At 72.3% G+C, this 17,232-nt stretch carries 14 protein-coding genes; 10 read left to right on the top strand and 4 right to left on the bottom strand.

What is annotated here, in order from left to right:
• Positions 1–261: 261 nt before the first annotated feature.
• From ACFW9Z_RS01395 to ACFW9Z_RS01365, 7 genes are all read left to right on the top strand, one after another.
• Positions 262–897, top strand: a complete 636-nt coding sequence (locus ACFW9Z_RS01395; RefSeq protein ID WP_384632518.1) for a hypothetical protein — start codon at positions 262–264, stop codon at positions 895–897.
• 59 nt (positions 898–956) lie between these two features.
• Positions 957–1,259 carry a hypothetical protein gene (locus ACFW9Z_RS01390; RefSeq protein WP_384632515.1) on the top strand — a complete coding sequence of 101 codons (303 nt, stop codon included), beginning with the start codon at positions 957–959 and terminating at the stop codon, positions 1,257–1,259.
• A gap of 88 nt (positions 1,260–1,347) precedes the next feature.
• Positions 1,348–2,355 (top strand): N-6 DNA methylase, encoded by a 1,008-nt coding sequence (locus ACFW9Z_RS01385; protein WP_384632512.1) that lies wholly within the window; start codon positions 1,348–1,350, stop codon positions 2,353–2,355.
• Complete coding sequence (locus tag ACFW9Z_RS01380; protein WP_384632509.1) at positions 2,352–2,876, top strand: hypothetical protein; 525 nt, start codon at positions 2,352–2,354, stop codon at positions 2,874–2,876. The genes ACFW9Z_RS01385 and ACFW9Z_RS01380 overlap by 4 nt, the downstream gene beginning before the upstream one ends.
• Positions 2,873–4,516 carry a DUF4192 domain-containing protein gene (locus ACFW9Z_RS01375; RefSeq protein ID WP_384632506.1) on the top strand — a complete coding sequence of 548 codons (1,644 nt, stop codon included), beginning with the start codon at positions 2,873–2,875 and terminating at the stop codon, positions 4,514–4,516. Before ACFW9Z_RS01380 ends, ACFW9Z_RS01375 begins: the two co-directional genes overlap by 4 nt.
• Positions 4,517–4,573: 57 nt before the next feature.
• On the top strand, positions 4,574–5,158 hold the full coding sequence (locus ACFW9Z_RS01370; protein WP_384632502.1) for a DUF6349 family protein: 585 nt from the start codon (positions 4,574–4,576) through the stop codon (positions 5,156–5,158).
• Positions 5,155–5,661: a hypothetical protein gene (locus tag ACFW9Z_RS01365; protein WP_384632499.1), complete on the top strand. Its 507-nt coding sequence runs from the start codon at positions 5,155–5,157 to the stop codon at positions 5,659–5,661. The genes ACFW9Z_RS01370 and ACFW9Z_RS01365 overlap by 4 nt, the downstream gene beginning before the upstream one ends.
• 334 nt (positions 5,662–5,995) lie before the next feature.
• Here ACFW9Z_RS01365 and ACFW9Z_RS01360 read toward each other — a convergent pair whose 3' ends face one another.
• A complete protein-coding gene (locus tag ACFW9Z_RS01360; protein ID WP_384632496.1) occupies positions 5,996–6,997 on the bottom strand; it encodes a LysR family transcriptional regulator in 1,002 nt (333 codons plus the stop codon).
• Positions 6,998–7,132: 135 nt separating this feature from the next.
• Here ACFW9Z_RS01360 and ACFW9Z_RS01355 point away from each other — a divergent pair, with 135 nt between their 5' ends.
• Positions 7,133–8,338: an MFS transporter gene (locus tag ACFW9Z_RS01355; RefSeq protein WP_384632493.1), complete on the top strand. Its 1,206-nt coding sequence runs from the start codon at positions 7,133–7,135 to the stop codon at positions 8,336–8,338.
• Positions 8,339–8,517: 179 nt separating this feature from the next.
• Here ACFW9Z_RS01355 and ACFW9Z_RS01350 read toward each other — a convergent pair whose 3' ends face one another.
• Positions 8,518–9,411, bottom strand: coding sequence for a hypothetical protein (locus ACFW9Z_RS01350; protein WP_384632490.1), 894 nt, complete (start codon positions 9,409–9,411; stop codon positions 8,518–8,520).
• Positions 9,408–9,797: a hypothetical protein gene (locus tag ACFW9Z_RS01345; RefSeq protein ID WP_384632487.1), complete on the bottom strand. Its 390-nt coding sequence runs from the start codon at positions 9,795–9,797 to the stop codon at positions 9,408–9,410. Before ACFW9Z_RS01345 ends, ACFW9Z_RS01350 begins: the two co-directional genes overlap by 4 nt.
• Before the next feature lie 234 nt (positions 9,798–10,031).
• On the opposite strand from ACFW9Z_RS01345, the gene ACFW9Z_RS01340 reads away from it, so the two are divergent.
• Both ACFW9Z_RS01340 and ACFW9Z_RS01335 read left to right on the top strand, forming a co-directional pair.
• Positions 10,032–14,942, top strand: coding sequence for a CHAT domain-containing protein (locus ACFW9Z_RS01340; protein ID WP_384632484.1), 4,911 nt, complete (start codon positions 10,032–10,034; stop codon positions 14,940–14,942).
• Positions 14,943–15,041: 99 nt separating this feature from the next.
• Positions 15,042–16,325: an MFS transporter gene (locus tag ACFW9Z_RS01335; RefSeq protein WP_384632481.1), complete on the top strand. Its 1,284-nt coding sequence runs from the start codon at positions 15,042–15,044 to the stop codon at positions 16,323–16,325.
• A gap of 62 nt (positions 16,326–16,387) precedes the next feature.
• Here the strand turns inward: ACFW9Z_RS01335 and ACFW9Z_RS01330 are convergent, their stop codons facing one another.
• Positions 16,388–17,128, bottom strand: a complete 741-nt coding sequence (locus ACFW9Z_RS01330; RefSeq protein WP_384632478.1) for an SDR family NAD(P)-dependent oxidoreductase — start codon at positions 17,126–17,128, stop codon at positions 16,388–16,390.
• Between the last annotated feature and the right edge of the window lie 104 nt (positions 17,129–17,232).

Raw genomic sequence — 17,232 nt, 5'->3', positions numbered from 1 at the left:
GCCATTCCTTGCTTCTGGGGTATTTGCCATTAAGATATAAGTAAGGAATTCGGGAAACGCCCGAATCCGGGAGGGAGTTGGAAGTGGAACCCCAGCAGCACACCGGATGCGGCTGCGAATGCAACAGCGGCGGCTTCTGCGGAGGCTGCGGCCACGCCGGATGCGGCGGCCGACGCTAACCACAATCCCGAGCACAGCCCGCGCCCCCGGCCCAACGCCGGGGGCGCACCCATACGCGCAAGCGTCCTCTTGGAGACCCAGATGAACACCTACTCGCCCGGAGTCCTTGAACTCGCCGAACAGATAGGACTCGAACCCGAACACGTCGCGGAGGGGCTGCGCCTGGCGTGCCGCTCCTTCAACCACGTTCAGACCGCGACCAACATGACCGTCGAGCAGTTCCTTCGCGCCTTCACCCACAAGCGGCACTCCGTCGCCATCGTCGCCAACATCGCGCTGCGACGGGCCGGCCGCCGCGACGACGCCCTGCTCCTCATGGACATCTACAAGGCCAGCGTCGGCATCGCCCCGCACACGCCGCCCATCCACACCGGTATCGGCACGCTGCCCGAGCACCACAACGACCCGCTCGTCCAGGACGCCATACGCATCCTGACCGCCGCCGGGCTCCCGCCCATCCACACCGACGGCGTCCACGAACTGCGCCCCGGCTTCCAGGTCCTCCCGGCCGGCTGCGGTGAACTCCCCGGCTTCGTGTTCATCGCACCCGACCCCGGAGCCAAGGGCCGGACCGGGTTCACGGGCGGCGACCTCGGCTACCTCGCCGTCATGCGCTGGGCCGGATGGGGCGTCATCACCGAAGCCCTCCCCGGCGGCCTGTACGCCGCCTGCCACCCCGACTACCGGGGCAACCCCTTCCCTGCCCCCACCTCCTGACCCGCCCGTGCCCGGCCGCACGCGCGGCCGGGCACGGTCCACCCGAAAGGCACCAGACCGTGAAGCTCCCCGTAGACGACGCCACCCTGGCGTCCTGGTCCGCTCTCCTCGGCCTCACCGATGCAGAGCAGGCCGCCACCCTCGAAGAGATCGAGACCACCCTCCTCCGAGGCTACGAGTACCGCCCCGAAGAGCTGAGCGACGCCACCTTCGACCAGCTCATCAGCGACATGGACGCCGAAGAAGCGGCCCACATGTTCCTCATCAGCGGACTACGCCAGGCCGGATACCGCAACGCCGCCCACGACATCGAGGTGGGCGGCATCGTCGCCACGCTCAACTCCCTCCAGCACACCGGCTGACACCGCCCACACCCCGCTCACGCCGCCCCGGTCGCGCACCGCGTACCGGGGCGGCCCCATGCGCGCCCGCAGAAAGGATTCCGCAGTCGTGTCCGACGACTTCCTGCCCCGTGCTGCGGCCCCGGCCGCCGCCCGGCCCGCCCCCTCGTGGGCGAAGAAGCCCCCGCCCAAGTCCAAGGCCCGCACCACCGGCAAGATCACCGCACGCCGCTACGCCGCCCCACGCGACCCGCACGAACACGCCCGCAAGATCGCGGAGAACGCCCTCGAAGCCTGGTACCAGTCCTTCGGCGGCAGCAGCATCGACGTCCCGCTCGGCACCGTCGCCGGACTCTCCCTGCTGCGCAACGTCCCCGGCCTCCCGGACCTGGTGCTCAACCTCTCGCCCGAAGACCTCCCGCAGCTCTTCAAGGAGATCTACCTCGGCCACTGGATCAAGCGCCCCGACCTCATCAACCGCGCGATACGCCTGCACGACTGGGCCTGGAACCCTGAGCCCGACAAGCAGCAGCTCCGCGCCGTCCACGCCGTCACCCGCGCCGCCATCAACACCGGCCTGCTCGACCTCACCGGCCACGACGACATCTGGCGACGCTCCGAAGCCGATGTCCTCAGCCCGCTGCTCACCGGCCTGCGGCACAAGAGCGACAAGAAGTGGCGCGGCGAGTACCACACGCCGGCGTGCGTCAGCGACCTGATGGCGAACATGACCATCGACAAGGACTTCGTGAAGCCGGGCATGTCCTTCCGAGAACCCGCCATCGGCAGCGGCACGATGTTCCGCTCCGTCGCCGTCCGCCTGCGCGACCTCGGCCTCGACCCGCACGACTTCCACTGGTACGGCAACGACGTCGACTCGCTGTCCGCCGCGTGCGCCGCCGTCAACGCGATCATCTGGGACCTCGGCCCCCGCTGCCTCATCGGCTGCGCCGACTCCCTCGCCCCGGACGACGACTACGCGAAGACCCGCGCCGAAGCCCTCGAAGCCTTCGAGGAGCGCGACCGGTACGTAGGCACCGCCCACTCGCTCGTCGCCGTCCGCCGCGCCTTCGACCTGGTCGACGAGCTCATGCCCAGCAAGGAGCCCGTGGCGTGACCAACACGTTCGATCGCCCCGGCACCACGCCCGTCGTCCGCCGCCGACGCCCGGCCTTCGCCGCGCCGCGCGACGAGATCGACCTGCCGCCCCTCGACCAGATCGCCCCGACCCTCGACCCTCCCTGGCTCAAAGAGGAATCCGACACACCCGACCGCAAGGCCGCCTACCGCCACCCCGACGGCCACCGCCTCGGCGTGCGCATCCAGTCCCGCGGCCTCGCCATCCAGACCTGGATCACCGCAGGCCCCGACCTGCCACCGCTCCCGGACGGCGGTACCGCTACCGAGCAGGCAGAAGCGCAGGCAGCCCGCGACGCCCGGCTCCAGCCCGGCCGCACCTGGCACGCCGTCTTCAACACGCGCACCAGCGAGGCCCTGGCCACCGACCTCGGAGCCCTCGTCCGCGACCGTCTGCTCCCCGCCCTCACGAACAAACCGCGCGGCCTCCCGGCCCCGCCCCCACCCACCCGCATCGGGCAGCCTGACCCCACCTCCACCGCAGAAGGAACCCAGAAGTGAGCCCCGACAACACCGTGCAGGTCACCAGCCTGGCCAACCTCGCCCAGATCCTGCCGTACCTCCTCGGCCACTACCCCGACGACAGCATCACCCTCCACGCCCCCGGCCCGAACTTCGTCGACGGACCGACCATGACGTGCCCCCTGCCCGACGACCCCGCCGAGTGGAAGACCACCGCCGAGACCGCCGCCCGCCGGTTCGCGGCCTACGCCAACGACCAAGGACACAACCCCGACCAGGGCGTCATCATCTACCTCACCCGCGAACCGCGCCCCGACCAGACCCCCTGGGACACCGCCGCGCTCCTCGCTCCCGTCGCTGACTGGCTCACGACCGAACTCATGGAGCACCGCGGCGTCGTACTCCAGACCATCGGTCTCGTCTCGAACCGGTGGTGGGCGTACGAGTGCGCCACCGAAGGGTGCTGCGAGGGTGAACCGCTCCCGTCGCCCGACGACCCCACCAGCATCACCGCGCAGATGGCCCGGCTCGGCCGAACTCCCGGCCCCCGCACCCGAGACATCATCGCGGAGTTCCGGCCGACCACCGTCGACCTGGAGATCCTCAAGGACCTGCACGTGACCACGTTCCGTTTCAAGAGCCGCTGCGCCACCAGCGCCGGACACGACGCGATGCTCTCGACAACGTGCACGCAGATCGACGCCGCCATCAACCAGTTCCGCAGCGGCGCGACCGCGCTCAACCGCGCCCTGACCACCCAGCTCATCGTCGGCCTGCAAGACGACGCGGCCGTGGACGCCGGCATGATCCTCGCGGACGAGGACCTTCCCCACGCCCGACGTCTGTGGGCCTACCTCGCCCGCCACTGCGCCGACCCGTTCACGCAGGAAGCCGTGCCCATTCTGACGCTGTTCGCCTTCACCGCCTGGAGGCAAGGCGACCTCATCGCAGCCCGCGTCGCCCTGCATGACGCCATCACCACCGACCCCGGCTACGAACTGGCCGTCGGCATCCACCTCGCCACGATCGACGGCGAAGACCCCCGAGAGCTTCTCGCCGCCATCCGCGAGAGCCAAGCTCGGCGCACGGCGCACCTCCAGCACGCTGTCCAGATCGCCAGCGAGTACCTGCCTGCAACCGACAGCAACGCCGAGCGATACCGCGAAGCCCTCGGCTCCGCCACCCTCGTCTACGAGCCCGAGACGTTCGCCGACCACCAGCGGCTCATCGCCCGTTACGGCACCGTCGACACCGTCAACGCCGCCCTGGCCGACATACGCAGCGGGCGAGGCCAGCTCAAGGACGAGGTCGCCGCCCGCATCATCCTCGGCCTGCAAGACCGAGGAGCCCGAGACGCCACGATGTCCGGCGGCGAGGAGAGCGACCTTGCCCACGAACGGCAGCTCTGGGGCGACCTCGCCCGGCGGTGCGTCCCGCCGTACACCGACATGGCCCCGCCGCTTCTGACCCTCCTGGGCTGGGTCGCCTGGCGAGAGGGTGACACCGTCACCGCCGCCCACGCCTTCTCGGACGCCATCGACATCGACCCCGGCTACGACCTCGCCGAGTTCCTGCTCGAAGGCGTTCGGAACGGGACCGACCCGGCCCCGATCCTGGCGGTGGTGCGCGAGGAGGCCGCGCGCTTCGAAGCGGGCCGAGCGGACCTCGACAACCTCTGACCACCACGGTGGCCCCGGCCATCTCGCCGGGGCCACCGCCAGCCCGGAGACCACCTCATGACCACCTCTCCTGACGAACCCCGCGGTGCCGTCGCCCGCCACACCGCCTACCTGCCCCACCGCTGGGACAAGTCCACGAACGCTCGCCCGATCTGGCGCATCGACTGGGGCCAGCCCGGCTTCACCCACCGCACACCGCCCGAGCCCACTGCCGACCACCGGCCCACCGTCCTCGTCCGTAGTTGGGACCGGGCGGCTCCCGACGGCTCCGGCGACACCTGGCCCTACCTCCATCGCGGAGCCTGCCTCGGCTGCACGTGGGAGGGCCCTGACCGTCGTCGTACCGACGAGGCCGTCGAAGACGCCCACGACCACACCCACCCCGGCTGGCGAGACCTTCCCGCCCTGCCCCAACGGCAAGGACGCGGCTGGACCACCCATGCCACCAACCTCTACCCCGAAGGCTGGTTCGACGCGGGCGGCCCCGTGCGCACCCTCCGCACAGGAATCGAAAAGCGGCATCTGCCCGGCGCAGCACCAGGAGGCGGCTACGACCTGGCCGTCACCCCACCGAAGGCGCGGCAGATCACGGTGATCACCGAGGCGCTGCCCCTGGAATACGACGCGAGCGAGGCGGCGTGAGCAACATCGAATCCGTCACCTGGCTCCGTGACGAGTACAAGGGACGCGAGGACGAACTGATCAACTTCGCGGGAGGAGCAGCACTCGTCGGCGTCAGCCGCTCCACCGTCAGTAACTGGGCGAAACGTCACTCGGACTTCCCCAAGATCGCCCTGCTCACGGGCATCGGAGAGCGGCGCGCGAAGTACGTCCCGCTCGCGGAGTTCCTCGACTTCGCCCGAGCCCAGCTCAGCAAGGAGCCCGGCAGCAAGACCCCGGGTCCTCACCGCCCTGCCGCGCTGATCCGAGCCGAGAAGGTCGATCATGCTCAACGCCAGATAGCGCGGCTCGAAGCACTTGAGAGGCGCCAGGCCGTCACCCTCGCCAACACTCGCAGGGCCTTGGCGAAACACCGGGCGCAGCTCGTGATCGCGCAGCGGCAACTGGAAGCGGAAGTCGGCGCGGTACGACAGCTCCAGGAAGAACCCGAAGAATCCGTTCCGCCGGACTCGGTGCCGCGATAGCCTTGTCCCAGGCGGCTGACCTGCGAGAAGCCGTACGGCTCCACCCCCGGGCACAGGGGGCGGGAGCCCGCTCCGCCGGTAAGGCACTCCGCTGCGCCGGAGTCTGTCTCTTCCTCCATCATGTAGTCCGCCACCAGCGCGGACGCTCCCACTCGCCCGTTCTGCGGCGCGTACGATCGGACGCGACTGCGGCCCCAGTGGACACGCAGTGGACGGAAGGACCAGGAAAGACCAGGAAGCCGGCGGAGGAAGGCGAAGGGGATTAGGGCTCTGACCTGCGATTATGGGAAGATCAGGGCATGATCGGGAATCGATCGTAAGATCCGAAAAGGACTCATAATCCGTCGGCCGTGGGTTCGAGTCCCACCTGCCCCACCGAGCGTCCCCAGGCAGAATCGTTCTGACCTGGGGTTTGCGCTTTTCCGGTAGCGGGTCGGGACGCCGGTCCCGTGATCTCGGTGAGCGCTCCCGCGAAGGCCTCCGCCCGGGTGGAGGGCCGGGTGCGGTGGTGGATGAGGCCCAGTTCGGATGCGGGCAGGTCCTGTACGGGGACGAAGGCGAGGGAGTCGCGGCGGCCGTGGTAGTCGGCCGTGGACCGGCACAGCAGCATCGCGCCGCGGTTGGCCGCCGTCAGGCTCAGGCCTTCCTGGAGCGTGTTGACGGTGGGTCCGGTCGGTACGGGGAGGCCGCCCGGGGTCAGGCCGGGTGCCTGGGCCCGGCGCCAGTACTCGGGGGCGCCGCCGTCGATGCCGATGAGCCGGCAGTCGGCGAGGTCTTCGGCGGAGAGTGATTCCCGGGCGGCGAAGGGGTGCCGGACGGAGACGGCGAGGGTCTGCGGCTGCCGGGAGAAGACCGGGCCGAGGACGAGGTCGTCCTCGGCCACCGGAAGCAGGACCACCGCGCAGTCCACCTCGTGGCGGCGCAGCGCCCCGAAGGGGTCGGAGAGCGGGATCTCGACGATGGTGACCGCGCAGTCGGGATGCCGGTCGCCGAACAGGGCGATCGCCCGGCCGAGGCAGTCGTCGACGGTGCCCTGGAAGCCGACGCGCAACTCCCCGCCCATGCCCCGCGCGGCGGCCCGCGCCCCGTCGACCGTGGCGTGCAGGGTGTCGTACGCCGGACGCAGGTCCGCGAGGAAGCGCTCGCCGAGCGGGGTCAGCCGTACCCGGCGGCTGGTGCGTTCCACGAGCGGGGCGCCGATACGGCTCTCCAGGGAGCGCAGCAGCTGGCTGACCCGGCTCTGGGACACGTACAGCCGCTCGCCCGCCCGTCCGAAGTGCAACTCCTGGGCGAGCACGAGGAACGTCTCCAGCTCGCGTATCTCGATGCCGCTCACGGGTCCCTTTCCGCCTGTACCGCGTGGCCGCTCCGCGCGGCCCGTTCAGTAGCTCTGCTTATTCAGTAGCCCCGCTTATCGAAGGATGAGGGATCGGCCGTTGTTCCCGCAGGTCGGCGCGGGTTGGCTGGTCGCATGGCACAGACTGAGGAAAAAGCGGGCACCACCATGGTGCCGGAGCGGTCCGCGACCCGTGGCTGGCTGGGCGTCGCGGCGGTCGCGAGCGCGACGTTCACGGTGGTGACGTCGGAGATGCTGCCCGTGGGCCTGCTGACGCCCATCGGGGACGCGTTGCGGGTGAGCGAGGGCACCGCCGGACTGACCCTGACCATCACCGGCCTGGTCGGAGCGGTGTCGGCCCCGCTGCTGACCCCCCTGCTGGGGCGGTTCGACCGGCGGACGGTGCTGTGTGCGCTGATGGCGGTCCTGGCGGTGGGCAACCTGCTCGCGGCCTGGTCGCCGGGGTTCGCGGTGATGGTGGCCGCCCGGGTGCTGGTCGGCATCGGCATGGGCGGCGTCTGGGCGATCGCCGCGAGTCTGGCGGTACGGCTGGTGGCGCCGAGGTCGGTCGGGTCCGCGACCTCGTTGGTCTTCAGCGGGATCGCGGTGGCGTCGGTGCTCGGCGTCCCGGCGGGTGCGTACATCGGTGAACTGGCCGACTGGCGTACGGCGTTCAGCACGGTGGGCGCGCTGGCGCTGGTGGTCCTGGTCGCCCTGGCGGTCCTGCTGCCGAGGCTGCCCGCCGAGCATGACGTGCGGCTCGGCGGTGTGCTGCGGCTCTTCGGTGAGGCGCGGGTGCGGACCGGGCTGGTCGTGGTGGCGCTGCTGGTCACCGGTCACTTCGCCGCCTACACGTATGTGCGCCCCGTGCTGGAGGAGGTCTCGGGGGCGGGCGCCGGGATGATCGGCACGCTCCTGCTCGTGTACGGGGTCGCGGGCGTGGCGGGCAACTTCGTGGCCGGTGCGGGCGCCGGGCGGTCACCGCGCTCCACCCTGCTGGTGATCAGCGCGGTGCTGGCGGCCACGGTCGCGCTGGTACCGGTGCTCGGCGGCTCCGTCCTGACCGCCGGAGTGCTGCTCGCCGTCTGGGGCCTGTCCTACGGCGGAGTGTCGGTCAGCACCCAGACCTGGCTGCTGGCTGCGGCCCCCGAGGCCCGGGAGGCCGTCTCCTCGCTGTTCGTCGGCGTCTTCAACGCGGCGATCGCCCTGGGCGCGCTGGTCGGGGGGCTGGCGGCGGACGGCGCGGGGGTCACCGCGGTGATGTGGCTGGGCGGCGGACTCGCCGTCGCGGCCCTCACGGTAACGGCGCTGGGCAGGGCCCCGTTGTCGGGGCGTCTCTGAGGGGGTGCCTCTGGGGTGGGCGTTTCTGGGGCCGGTGTTTCTGGGGCGGGGCGTCTCTGGGGTCGGCGTTCTGGGGCGGGGCGTCTGTGGGACCGGTGTTTCTGGGGTGGGCGTTTCTGGGGCCGGTGCTTCTGAGGCGGGGTGCCTCTGGCGCCCGGTTCGCGGGGAGAGCCTTCGTGTTACTCGAACATCGGTGAGTCCGGGTCCCAGCGGCTCTTGCGGAACCAGGCCGAGAGCTTCACGCCATGGCCCGGGTCGGGCCGGTCCGGCGGTGCGTCGTATCCCATGGTGCCGACCAGGGTGCGGTAGTACACGTCGACGGTCGCCTCGATCAGGTCGGCCAGGGTGCGTGTCGCCTGGCGGCCCTTGAGTTGTGCGCCGGTCGCGATGCATGCGGCGATCAGCAGGGCGGGCCACCACCACCAGGCCAGCGCGGCGTACAGCAGGGCCCAGCCCCACCTTCTTCCGGCCGTCCGGTAGGCCTCGGCCGCCGTGGACAGTTCGGTCTGCGCCGTTTCGGGGAGCAGCAGCCAGATCCGTGGCCAGGCGGCGTCCAGGTCGAGGGAGTAGGACCGGCGGACCCGTTCCCGTACGACACGGAAGCGGTCTCCCGTCCAGGTCGGGCGGTGCGGTTCCAGGGCGCAGATCCGGTCCGCCGCCGCGATCGCGGCCGCGACCTCGTCCGGGGTGGCGGCCGGTGCGTCGGCGCGGTTCACGGCCCGGTGCCAGCGTGCCCGGCGGGAGGTGACCAGGGCGCGCGAGGGGCCGTGGCGTCCCGGCAGGTGCCAGAGCCGGTCGACGAGTCCGCCGAGAGCCGCGGCGGCCGTGCCGAACGCCACGGAGCCCAGCAGGACGGCGGCGAGCAGCAGTACGGCGGTCCCGGCCGACCGCAGGTCCGGATCGGTCGACCAGGCGGTCAGCCGGGCGCGTAACAGGGCGTGGTCGAAAGGGGATGCGCCGCTGAGCGTCAGCGCCACCCCCAGCGTTCCGAGGAACAGCGCACCGGGGAGGGCGAGCAGGCTCACCCAGCGTTCGGCGAGCTTCTTGCCGAGCTCGCCCAGCACCCCGTTCACGCGTCGACGGCGCGGGCGACGAGGGGTGTCCCCCGGCCCGCGCAGACCGGGGCCGGGGTCTGACCCGGCCGGACGCGCCCGCGCCCGGCACACAGACCGGCGGGGCAGGACCACCACTGCGCGCCGCTCTGCGGACGCTCGCCCGGAAGGGATTGGTAGGCCAGTACGTTCGCGGGGTAGAAGCCCTCGCCGAACTCCCGTACCGCCAGCGCTTCCAGCGTGTCCAGATCCGCTTCCAGGACAGCGCTCGGCCGCCCCTCGCGCACCGCTGAGACGGCCCGGTCGAAGTGGTCCTCGGCGCCGTGCCGCCGGGCGAGGTCCGCGAGGTCGGTCCCGGCCAACTCGCGGCAGAAAGCAGCGGTCTTGGCGGGGAGGGAGGTGGTCATGAGACGTCGTCCTTCACGGTGTCGCCCATGGGCGCAAGGGTAGGTCTCACGGCTCGCCCCCTGTGGGGGAATATCGGAACATCCTCCAATCCCGGGCGTTTTCCGGTTGAGGCTGGGACCATCGCGGTGGGGACGGGGGACGGGGGCGGGCGATGGGGAATGGGCGATGGGGAATGGGCGATGGGGAATGGTGGACAGCCGCCGGGGGCGGACGGCCGACCAGGGGCGGTGCCCATGTGCGACGGACCGATCGCCGACCGCGAGAGACTGATCGCCCGTATCGACGAGCGGATACGGCGGGCCCAGGCGGAGGGGAGCGCGGCCCCGCTGATGGAACCGGCGGCGACGCGGGAGGCGGCGGACCTGTACGCGGCCGTCCCGCTGCCGGAGGACGACGTCGAGGTCTGCCACGTACTCGCACGGTTCCACACCCTGCGCCACCGCGTCCTGCTCGCCCACTCGCCCGGGGAGGGCGCCGGGGAGCTGCCTGCCGTGGTGCGCTTCCAGGCCGCTCTGTACCTCCATGACCCGCGGTTGACCGCCGATCCGATGCGGCATGCCGTGGCCGTGGTGCTCGACGCACTCGGCGAAGCGGGGCGACGGGACGGCGGGCGGGGCCGGGGCGAGCTGGTCGGGGAGATCGTCGCGCTGCTGGCCCACCCCGGGGCCGTCCGGCCCGCCGACGGTGGCCGGGCCCGGGTGGAGCACCTGCGGCGGCGCCGGGACGCCGGTGCGGCGGACCCCCACGAGCTGGAGGAGCTGGCCGCGCTGCTTCTGGGCGGTGCCGCTCCGGGCGGCGCCTCGCTGGACGCGCTGACCGAGGCCGTCGCGTGCTACCGGCAGATGCCCGGCCCGGAACGCCGAGCACGCGCCTTCGGCCTGCACAGGGCGCTGGACGCGCGCGCACGTCTCCTCGCGCAGAACGGCCGTACGGACGAGGCCGTCGCGGACGGTACACAGGCCGTGCGGCTGGCCCGGGTCCTCCACGAACACGATCCCCTGGTCCACGGCGTCACGCCGGCACGCGCGGTGCACGGTCTGGCCAAGTACCTCGATGCGGCGCAACGGCCCGGCGAAGCGCTGGAACGGGTCGAGGAAGCGGTACAGCTCTACGCGGGGCTCGCCGAGGGGGATTTCGGCCACCGGGGTCAACTCGCCGACGCCCGGATGGACTTGGCGCGTGCGCTGCGAGCCGTCGGCCGGGCCGGGGAGGCGCTTGAGCCGGCCCGTGAGGCGGTGGACGGGCTCCGGGCCATGGCCGAGGCGGATGCCGAGCCGTCCATGAGGCATCTGGTTCACCGGCATCTGGCCCACGCCTTGGAGGAGTTCGCCGCGTGTCTGAGCGCACTGGACCGGGACGCGGAGGCCGTCGAGCCGATGAACGAGGCTGTGGGGCTCCTCCGTGCCCTGGGGGAGGCAGCGGCGGCGGAGGGGGACGAGGAGGGCGCGGCCCGGTACACGGCGGACCTGGCGCAGAAGCTGAGCCACCTCGGGCAGTGCCTTTCCTGGGCGGGACAGCGTGATACGGCCGTTGGGGCTCTTGGGGTTGCCGGGACCGTCAGGGCCCTTGACGCCCTTGACGCCCTTGGCGCCCTTGACGCTCTCGGCGCCCTTGGCGCTCTCGGTGCTCTCGGCGCTCTGAGGGAGAGCGTCGCTCTCTATGAGTGGCTGGCCGAGCGTGAGCCGGATCGGTACCGGGACGAGTTCGCGGAGGCCCTTTCCGCCCTGGGTGCCGTCCACCGGTCGGCCGGGCGGCTCGACGACGCGTGCTCGGCCGCCGGTCGCGCCGTCGAGCTGGCCCGGGACGCGGCGCGGAGCGGGGCGCCGTCCGACGTCATGGGGCTCGCCCGGGTCCTGATCAGCCGGTCCGAGGCGCTGGTCGCCGTCAACCTCTTCGCCGAGGCGGAGGAAGCGGCGGCCGAGGCCGTGGGCCTGTGGCGCCGGTGGGCCGAGAGGGACCCCGCCTACCGGCCGGGGCTGGCCGTCGCGCTGGAGAGCCTTGCCGCGCGACGACGCGGCCTGGACCGTGGCGAGGAGGCCGTGGCGGCCGCCCGCGAGGCGGTCGCGCTGCGGCGGCGGCTCGTCCTGGACCGGCCGCGCCCGCTGCGGGACGCCCAGGGGTACCACCGGCTCGCGCTGGCCCTCCAGGAGCTGGGCGAGAGCCTGGTGTCCGTCGGCCGCCCGGCCGAGGCCGTGCCGATGCTGCGGCGGGCGGCAGCTCTTCTGCGAGCCCTCGCGCAAGGCGACGACCGCTATGACGAGCGTTATGACGATCGCTGCGACGAGCGTTATGACGACCGCTGTACGGGAGACCGGATCCGGGTCCAACTGTCCGCCGCCGACCAACTCGCGCGGGTCGGCCGCCATGCCGAAGCCCTGGAGCTGTCCACCGATGCCGCCCACCGCGTACGCGGCTTGCTGAGCGCACCCGGTGGTGACGGGAGCGGTCCGGCGGCGCATGCCTACGGAGCCCACGCGTCGGTGCTCTCCCAGTGCGGCCGTACGGAGGAGGCGGTCGAGGCGGCGCGGGAGTGCGTGACGCGGTACCGGGCGCTGGCCGGCGGACCCTCCGGCGGCCACTACCGGGGCGAACTGGGCGTCGCCCTGCTCCGGCTGGCCGCCTGCCTGAGGGCCGCCGGGCGGCCGGGGGAGGCGCTGACTGTCGTCGAGGACGCCCGTGGCGTGCTGGCCTTCGCGGTCACCCTCTCCTACGCCGGGTTCGCTCCCCGCCTGGCCGAGTGCCTGGCCGAGCGGGCGGAGTGCCTGGTCCAGTGCCGGCAGTTCACCGCGGCGCTGGACAGCTCGGCCCGCGCCGTCGGCCTCTACCGGAAACTGGCCCGCTCACTGCCGGAGGCGTACGAACCGGGGCTGGTCGAGGCGCTGGGCATCCGCTCCAGAGTGCTCCACCGCGCGAGCCGGTCAGCGGCCGCACTGGACGCGGCGGTCGAGGCGACCGCCCTGGCGCGCGGGGTCGCGGCGCGGAACCTTTGGGGTCAGGCGGCCCTGCTGGCACAGACCCTGCTCAACGAAGCCGCGGTGCTGACGGCCGTCCACCGCCCGGCCGAGGGTGTCGTCCGTGCGGAAGGGGCGGTGGAGATCCTGCGGGCCCTCGTCGCCCGGAGCCCCGCCGGGCACCGGGAGCTCCTGGCCTCCGCCCTCGGGGACACCGCCTCCGCGCTGATGGACGCCGACCGTCCCGCCGACGGCGTGGTGTACGCGGAGGAGGCCGTCGGTCTGTGGCGGGAGTCCGCGCGGTGGGGCCTGCCCGTCTTCCGCGCCGACCTGGCCAGGGGGCTGGGGACGCTGGCGTACCTCCGTAACGCCGTCGCGCGGCCGGAGGAGGCCCTGACGGCTTCTGAGGAGGCGGTGGAGATATGCCGGGAGCTGGCCGGGCGGGACCCCGTCTCGTACACGGCTCTCTCGGAGCTCATACGTGCCCGCCACGGCATCCTGCTCGGCCTGTGCGGACGGCTCGGTGACGCCGAGGCGGCGCTGCGTCAGGTGCTCGCGTCACCCGCCCTCGACCGCAGGGTGCGCGCGACGGCGACGACTCGGCTCGGACGGTTCCTGGCCCAGCGCGGGGACACCGCGGGGAGCCTGTGGGCGTACGAACGGGCCGTCGCCGAGCTCCCCGGGCTGCCCTTCCAGCTCCTGGGCCGCTGGGACCGGGAGCTGGGCCTGGCCTCCCTGGAAGGGCTCGGGCCGGAAGCGGCCTCGGCGGCGCTCTCCGCCGGGGAGGTGGAGCGGGCCCTCGTCCTGCTCGAAAGGGCGCGCACCACGCTGCTCACGGGGCGGATGCGCGAGCGGGAGACGGAAGGGCCGCCTCCCCGGCGGACGGTGGCGTCTCCCCGGCGGACGGCGGCGCCGGACCTGACCCTCGCCGAGTTCGGCGCCGCGGCCGGCGACGGCGTGATCGTCGTGGTCAACGTGTCCCGCCTCCGCTGCGACGCGCTGCTGATCGGTTCCGGCGCCGAGGGGACCGACGTACGGGTCCTCCCTCTGGACATCACCTTTCACGGGGTGGTCGCCCGGTGCGAGGTGTTCCGCAGGGCACTCGTCGAGGCGAAGCGGCACGGTGCGTCGCTCGCGGAGCGCCGTACGGCATGGGCGGCGCTGACCGAGGTGCTCGCCTGGCTGTGGGAGCACGTCGGCGCACCGGTCGTGGCCGAGGTCGGCCACCGGCCCCCCTCCACCACCGGCGAAACCAGCGAAACCAGCGAAACCAGCGAAACCGGCGAAACCAGCGAATCCGGTGGAACCAGCGAAACCGGCGGAACCGGCAGAACCGGCGAACGGGGCGAGGGTCCTGCGGAATGCGATCCGGCGGACGGGGAGCCGCCGCGCCGCGTGTGGTGGTGTCCGACCGGCCCGATGACGCTGCTGCCGCTGCACGCCTGCGGCCCGCAGGAGGGGCTGGGCGCCGGTGTGCCGGACTCCGTGGTCTCGTCGGTGATCCCCTCCGTCACCGTACTGGTCCACGCCCGGCAGGCCATGGCGGAGCGGGCGGCACGTCCCCAGTCGAGCCTGGTCGTCGCCGTACCGGACCGACCGGGCCAGGAGCCTGCGCTGGACGTGCTGAACGGACTGGACGCACTGGACGTGCTGGACGCGGAGACCGCGAAGATCCCGCCCCTGCTGCCCGATCCGCTCTACCTGCGGAGCGCCGACGCGACGAAGGACGCGGTGCTCCGGGAGCTGGCAGCCCGTTCGGTGCTGCACTTCGCCTGCCACTGCGTCACCGACCCGGCCCGTCCGTCGGCGAGCCGACTGGTCCTGTACGACCACGGGGAGAACCCGCTGACCGCTCTCGACCTGTCCGAGGCCCGGATGCCCCAGGCGCAGCTCGCCTTCCTCACCGCGTGCAGCACGGCGGACAGCGACACCATCGTGATCGACGAGGCCCTGCACATCGCGGGAGCCCTCCAGGCCGCCGGGGTTCCCCATGTCATCGGAACGATGTGGCCCGTGACCGACAACCCCGTCAGCCACATCGCCCCCCAGGTGTACGCCTCGCTGGCGGACGGCACCGGGAGGCTGCGGGTCGCGGACACCGCCCGCGCGCTGCACGAGCACGTCCGCGACCTGCGCGAGCGGTATCCCCGCAACCCCACCCTCTGGGCCAACTACGTCCACCTGGGCCCCTGACGCAGTACCACGAAGACGCCCGAGGAGCGCGGGCGGTGTGCGGGCGGTGTGCGGCGCCGCCGCCTGCGGACGGATCGGCCTTCCCGGCTACCATCCCCTGTGACCGAGACGACCGGAACAGCCGAAACCGGCGAGCCGCCCGCCCGCCGCCCCCGGATATTCGCCGACCTCACCCCGCTGCGGAGCTCGCCCGACTACCGGCGGCTCTGGTTCGGGAACACCGTGTCCTGGATCGGGCAGGGGATGACGGCGCTCGCCGTCTCGCTCCAGGTCTACGACATCACCGGCTCCGCGTTCTCCGTGGGGCTCATCGGGTTCTGCTCGCTCGTCCCGCTCGTCGTCTTCGGGCTCTACGGCGGGGCCGTCGCCGACACCGTCGACCGGCGCAAGCTCGGTCTGTTCAGCGCGGCGGGATCGTTCTCCCTGGCCGTCGTCCTGATGGCCGCCACCTTCGCCGGGGTCGAGAACGTCGGCCTGCTGTACGCGGTCGTCGCCCTCCAGGCCGTCTGCTTCGCGCTCAACGCACCGGCCCGCTCCTCGATGGTCGCCCGGCTGCTGCCGCCCGAACAGCTGCCCGCCGCCAACGCGTTGAGCTCCATGACCAGTACGACGGGCGCGCTCGTCGGCCCGATGCTGGGCGGGCTGATCGTCGGCTGGTGGGGGTACCGCGCCGCGTACACCGTCGACGCCGTCTGCTTCACCGCCTCCCTGTACGCGATGTGGCGGCTGCCCTCGATGCTGCCCGACCGGCAGGAGAGCGGGGCGCGCAAACGGGCCTCCGTACTGGACGGGCTGCGGTTCCTCGGGACCCGGCCCAACCTCCGGATGACCTTCTTCACCGACCTGTGCGCCATGGTGCTCGCCCACCCCCGGGCGCTCTTCCCCGTCGTCGCCATCCTCTGGTACGGAGGTGACGCCCGGACCACCGGACTGCTCGTCGCCGCCCCCGCGTTCGGGGCGCTCCTCGGCGGGGTGTTCTCCGGCTGGCTCGGCCGCATCCGGCGCCACGGCCTCGCCGTCCTGCTGGCCGTCGGCAGCTGGGGAGCCGCCATCACCGTCTTCGGGCTCACCCGGCACCTCTGGCTCGGGCTGCTCTTCCTGGCGCTCGCCGGGTGCGCCGACACCGTATCCATGGTCTTCCGGAACACCATGCTCCAGGCGGCCGTCCCGGACGAGATGCGGGGCCGGCTCCAGGGCGTCTTCATCGTCGTCGTGGCGGGCGGGCCCCGGCTCGGTGACTTCCTGGCCGGTTCGGTCGCCGACCTCACCTCGCCCGCCGTCGCCGTGGTGGGTGGAGGCATCGCCTGCGTCGTCGCGGTCTGCCTGCTCGCCCTGAAGTGGCGCGGCTTCGCCCGCTACGACGCCCGGGACCCGCAGCCGTAGAGCCCGGTCCGAACAGTGCCCCGGACCCGCGGCCATGGTGCCGCATCACCGGAACGCCGCCCTCAGGCCGTGTACCCGCCGTCGACCGCCAGCGAGGTGCCGGTGATCCACTGGGCGTCCGGCCCCGCGAGGAAGGCCACGGCCTTCGCGGTGTCGGCCCCGGCCCCCAGCACCTTCGCCGCCGTCCTCAGCCGCTCCTCCTCCGCCTCGTCCGTACCGTCCGGGTTCATGTCGGTGACCGTCGGGCCCGGGTCCACGATGTTCGCGGTGATCCCCTTGGGCGCCAGGTCGTGGGCCAGGCCCTTGGTGAAGCCGATCAGCGCCGACTTGCTCATCGCGTACAGCGTCACGTTCGGCACGGGTACGCGGGTGGCCCAGCAACTCCCGATGCTGATGACCCGTCCACCGTGTCCCATATGGGGGACGGCGGCCTGGGTGGCGAGGAAGACGGCCCGCACATGGACGGCGAGCGTGCGGTCGATCTCGGTCAGCGTCACGTCCTCGATCGGGCCGTAGGGGAAGATCCCCGCGTTGTTCACCAGGATGTCGAGCCGGCCGAACGCGGCCGCTGCCTCCTCGACGGAGCGCACGACGGCCGCCGGGTCCGCGCTGTCCGCCTGGACGGCCAGGCCCTTGCGCCCCAACGCCTCGACCGCCGCCACGACTTCCTTCGCCCGGTCGGCCGCGCTGACATAGGTCAGCACCACATCGGCGCCCTCCTCGGCGAGCCGGAGGGCGGTCGCGGCCCCTATGCCCCGGCTTCCCCCGGTCACCAGTGCCACCTTGCCCGCAAGCTGAGCCATCTCGTTCCTTCCGGTTGCCACCGTGAGCTATTTTTAGGTCAGGCGATCCATAAATACTTAACAGGCAGGATGGCCGAGGGGCAACCCCCGATCGAGGAGGCAGA

The organism is Streptomyces sp. NPDC059452 (genome assembly GCF_042750035.1).
Lineage (GTDB): Bacteria > Actinomycetota > Actinomycetes > Streptomycetales > Streptomycetaceae > Streptomyces.
Note: the sequence above shows the minus strand (reverse complement) of the source record. Positions and strands in the feature narration are given on the sequence as shown.

Excerpts from the sequence above, each read along its gene's own strand:
- ACFW9Z_RS01370 (WP_384632502.1), top strand. The coding sequence starts at position 4,574 with ATGACCACCTCTCCTGACGAACCCCGCGGTGCCGTCGCCCGCCACACC.
- ACFW9Z_RS01355 (WP_384632493.1), top strand. The coding sequence starts at position 7,133 with ATGGCACAGACTGAGGAAAAAGCGGGCACCACCATGGTGCCGGAGCGG.
- ACFW9Z_RS01345 (WP_384632487.1), bottom strand. The coding sequence starts at position 9,797 with ATGACCACCTCCCTCCCCGCCAAGACCGCTGCTTTCTGCCGCGAGTTG.
- ACFW9Z_RS01340 (WP_384632484.1), top strand. The coding sequence starts at position 10,032 with ATGTGCGACGGACCGATCGCCGACCGCGAGAGACTGATCGCCCGTATC.
- ACFW9Z_RS01395 (WP_384632518.1), top strand. The coding sequence starts at position 262 with ATGAACACCTACTCGCCCGGAGTCCTTGAACTCGCCGAACAGATAGGA.
- ACFW9Z_RS01330 (WP_384632478.1), bottom strand. The coding sequence starts at position 17,128 with ATGGCTCAGCTTGCGGGCAAGGTGGCACTGGTGACCGGGGGAAGCCGG.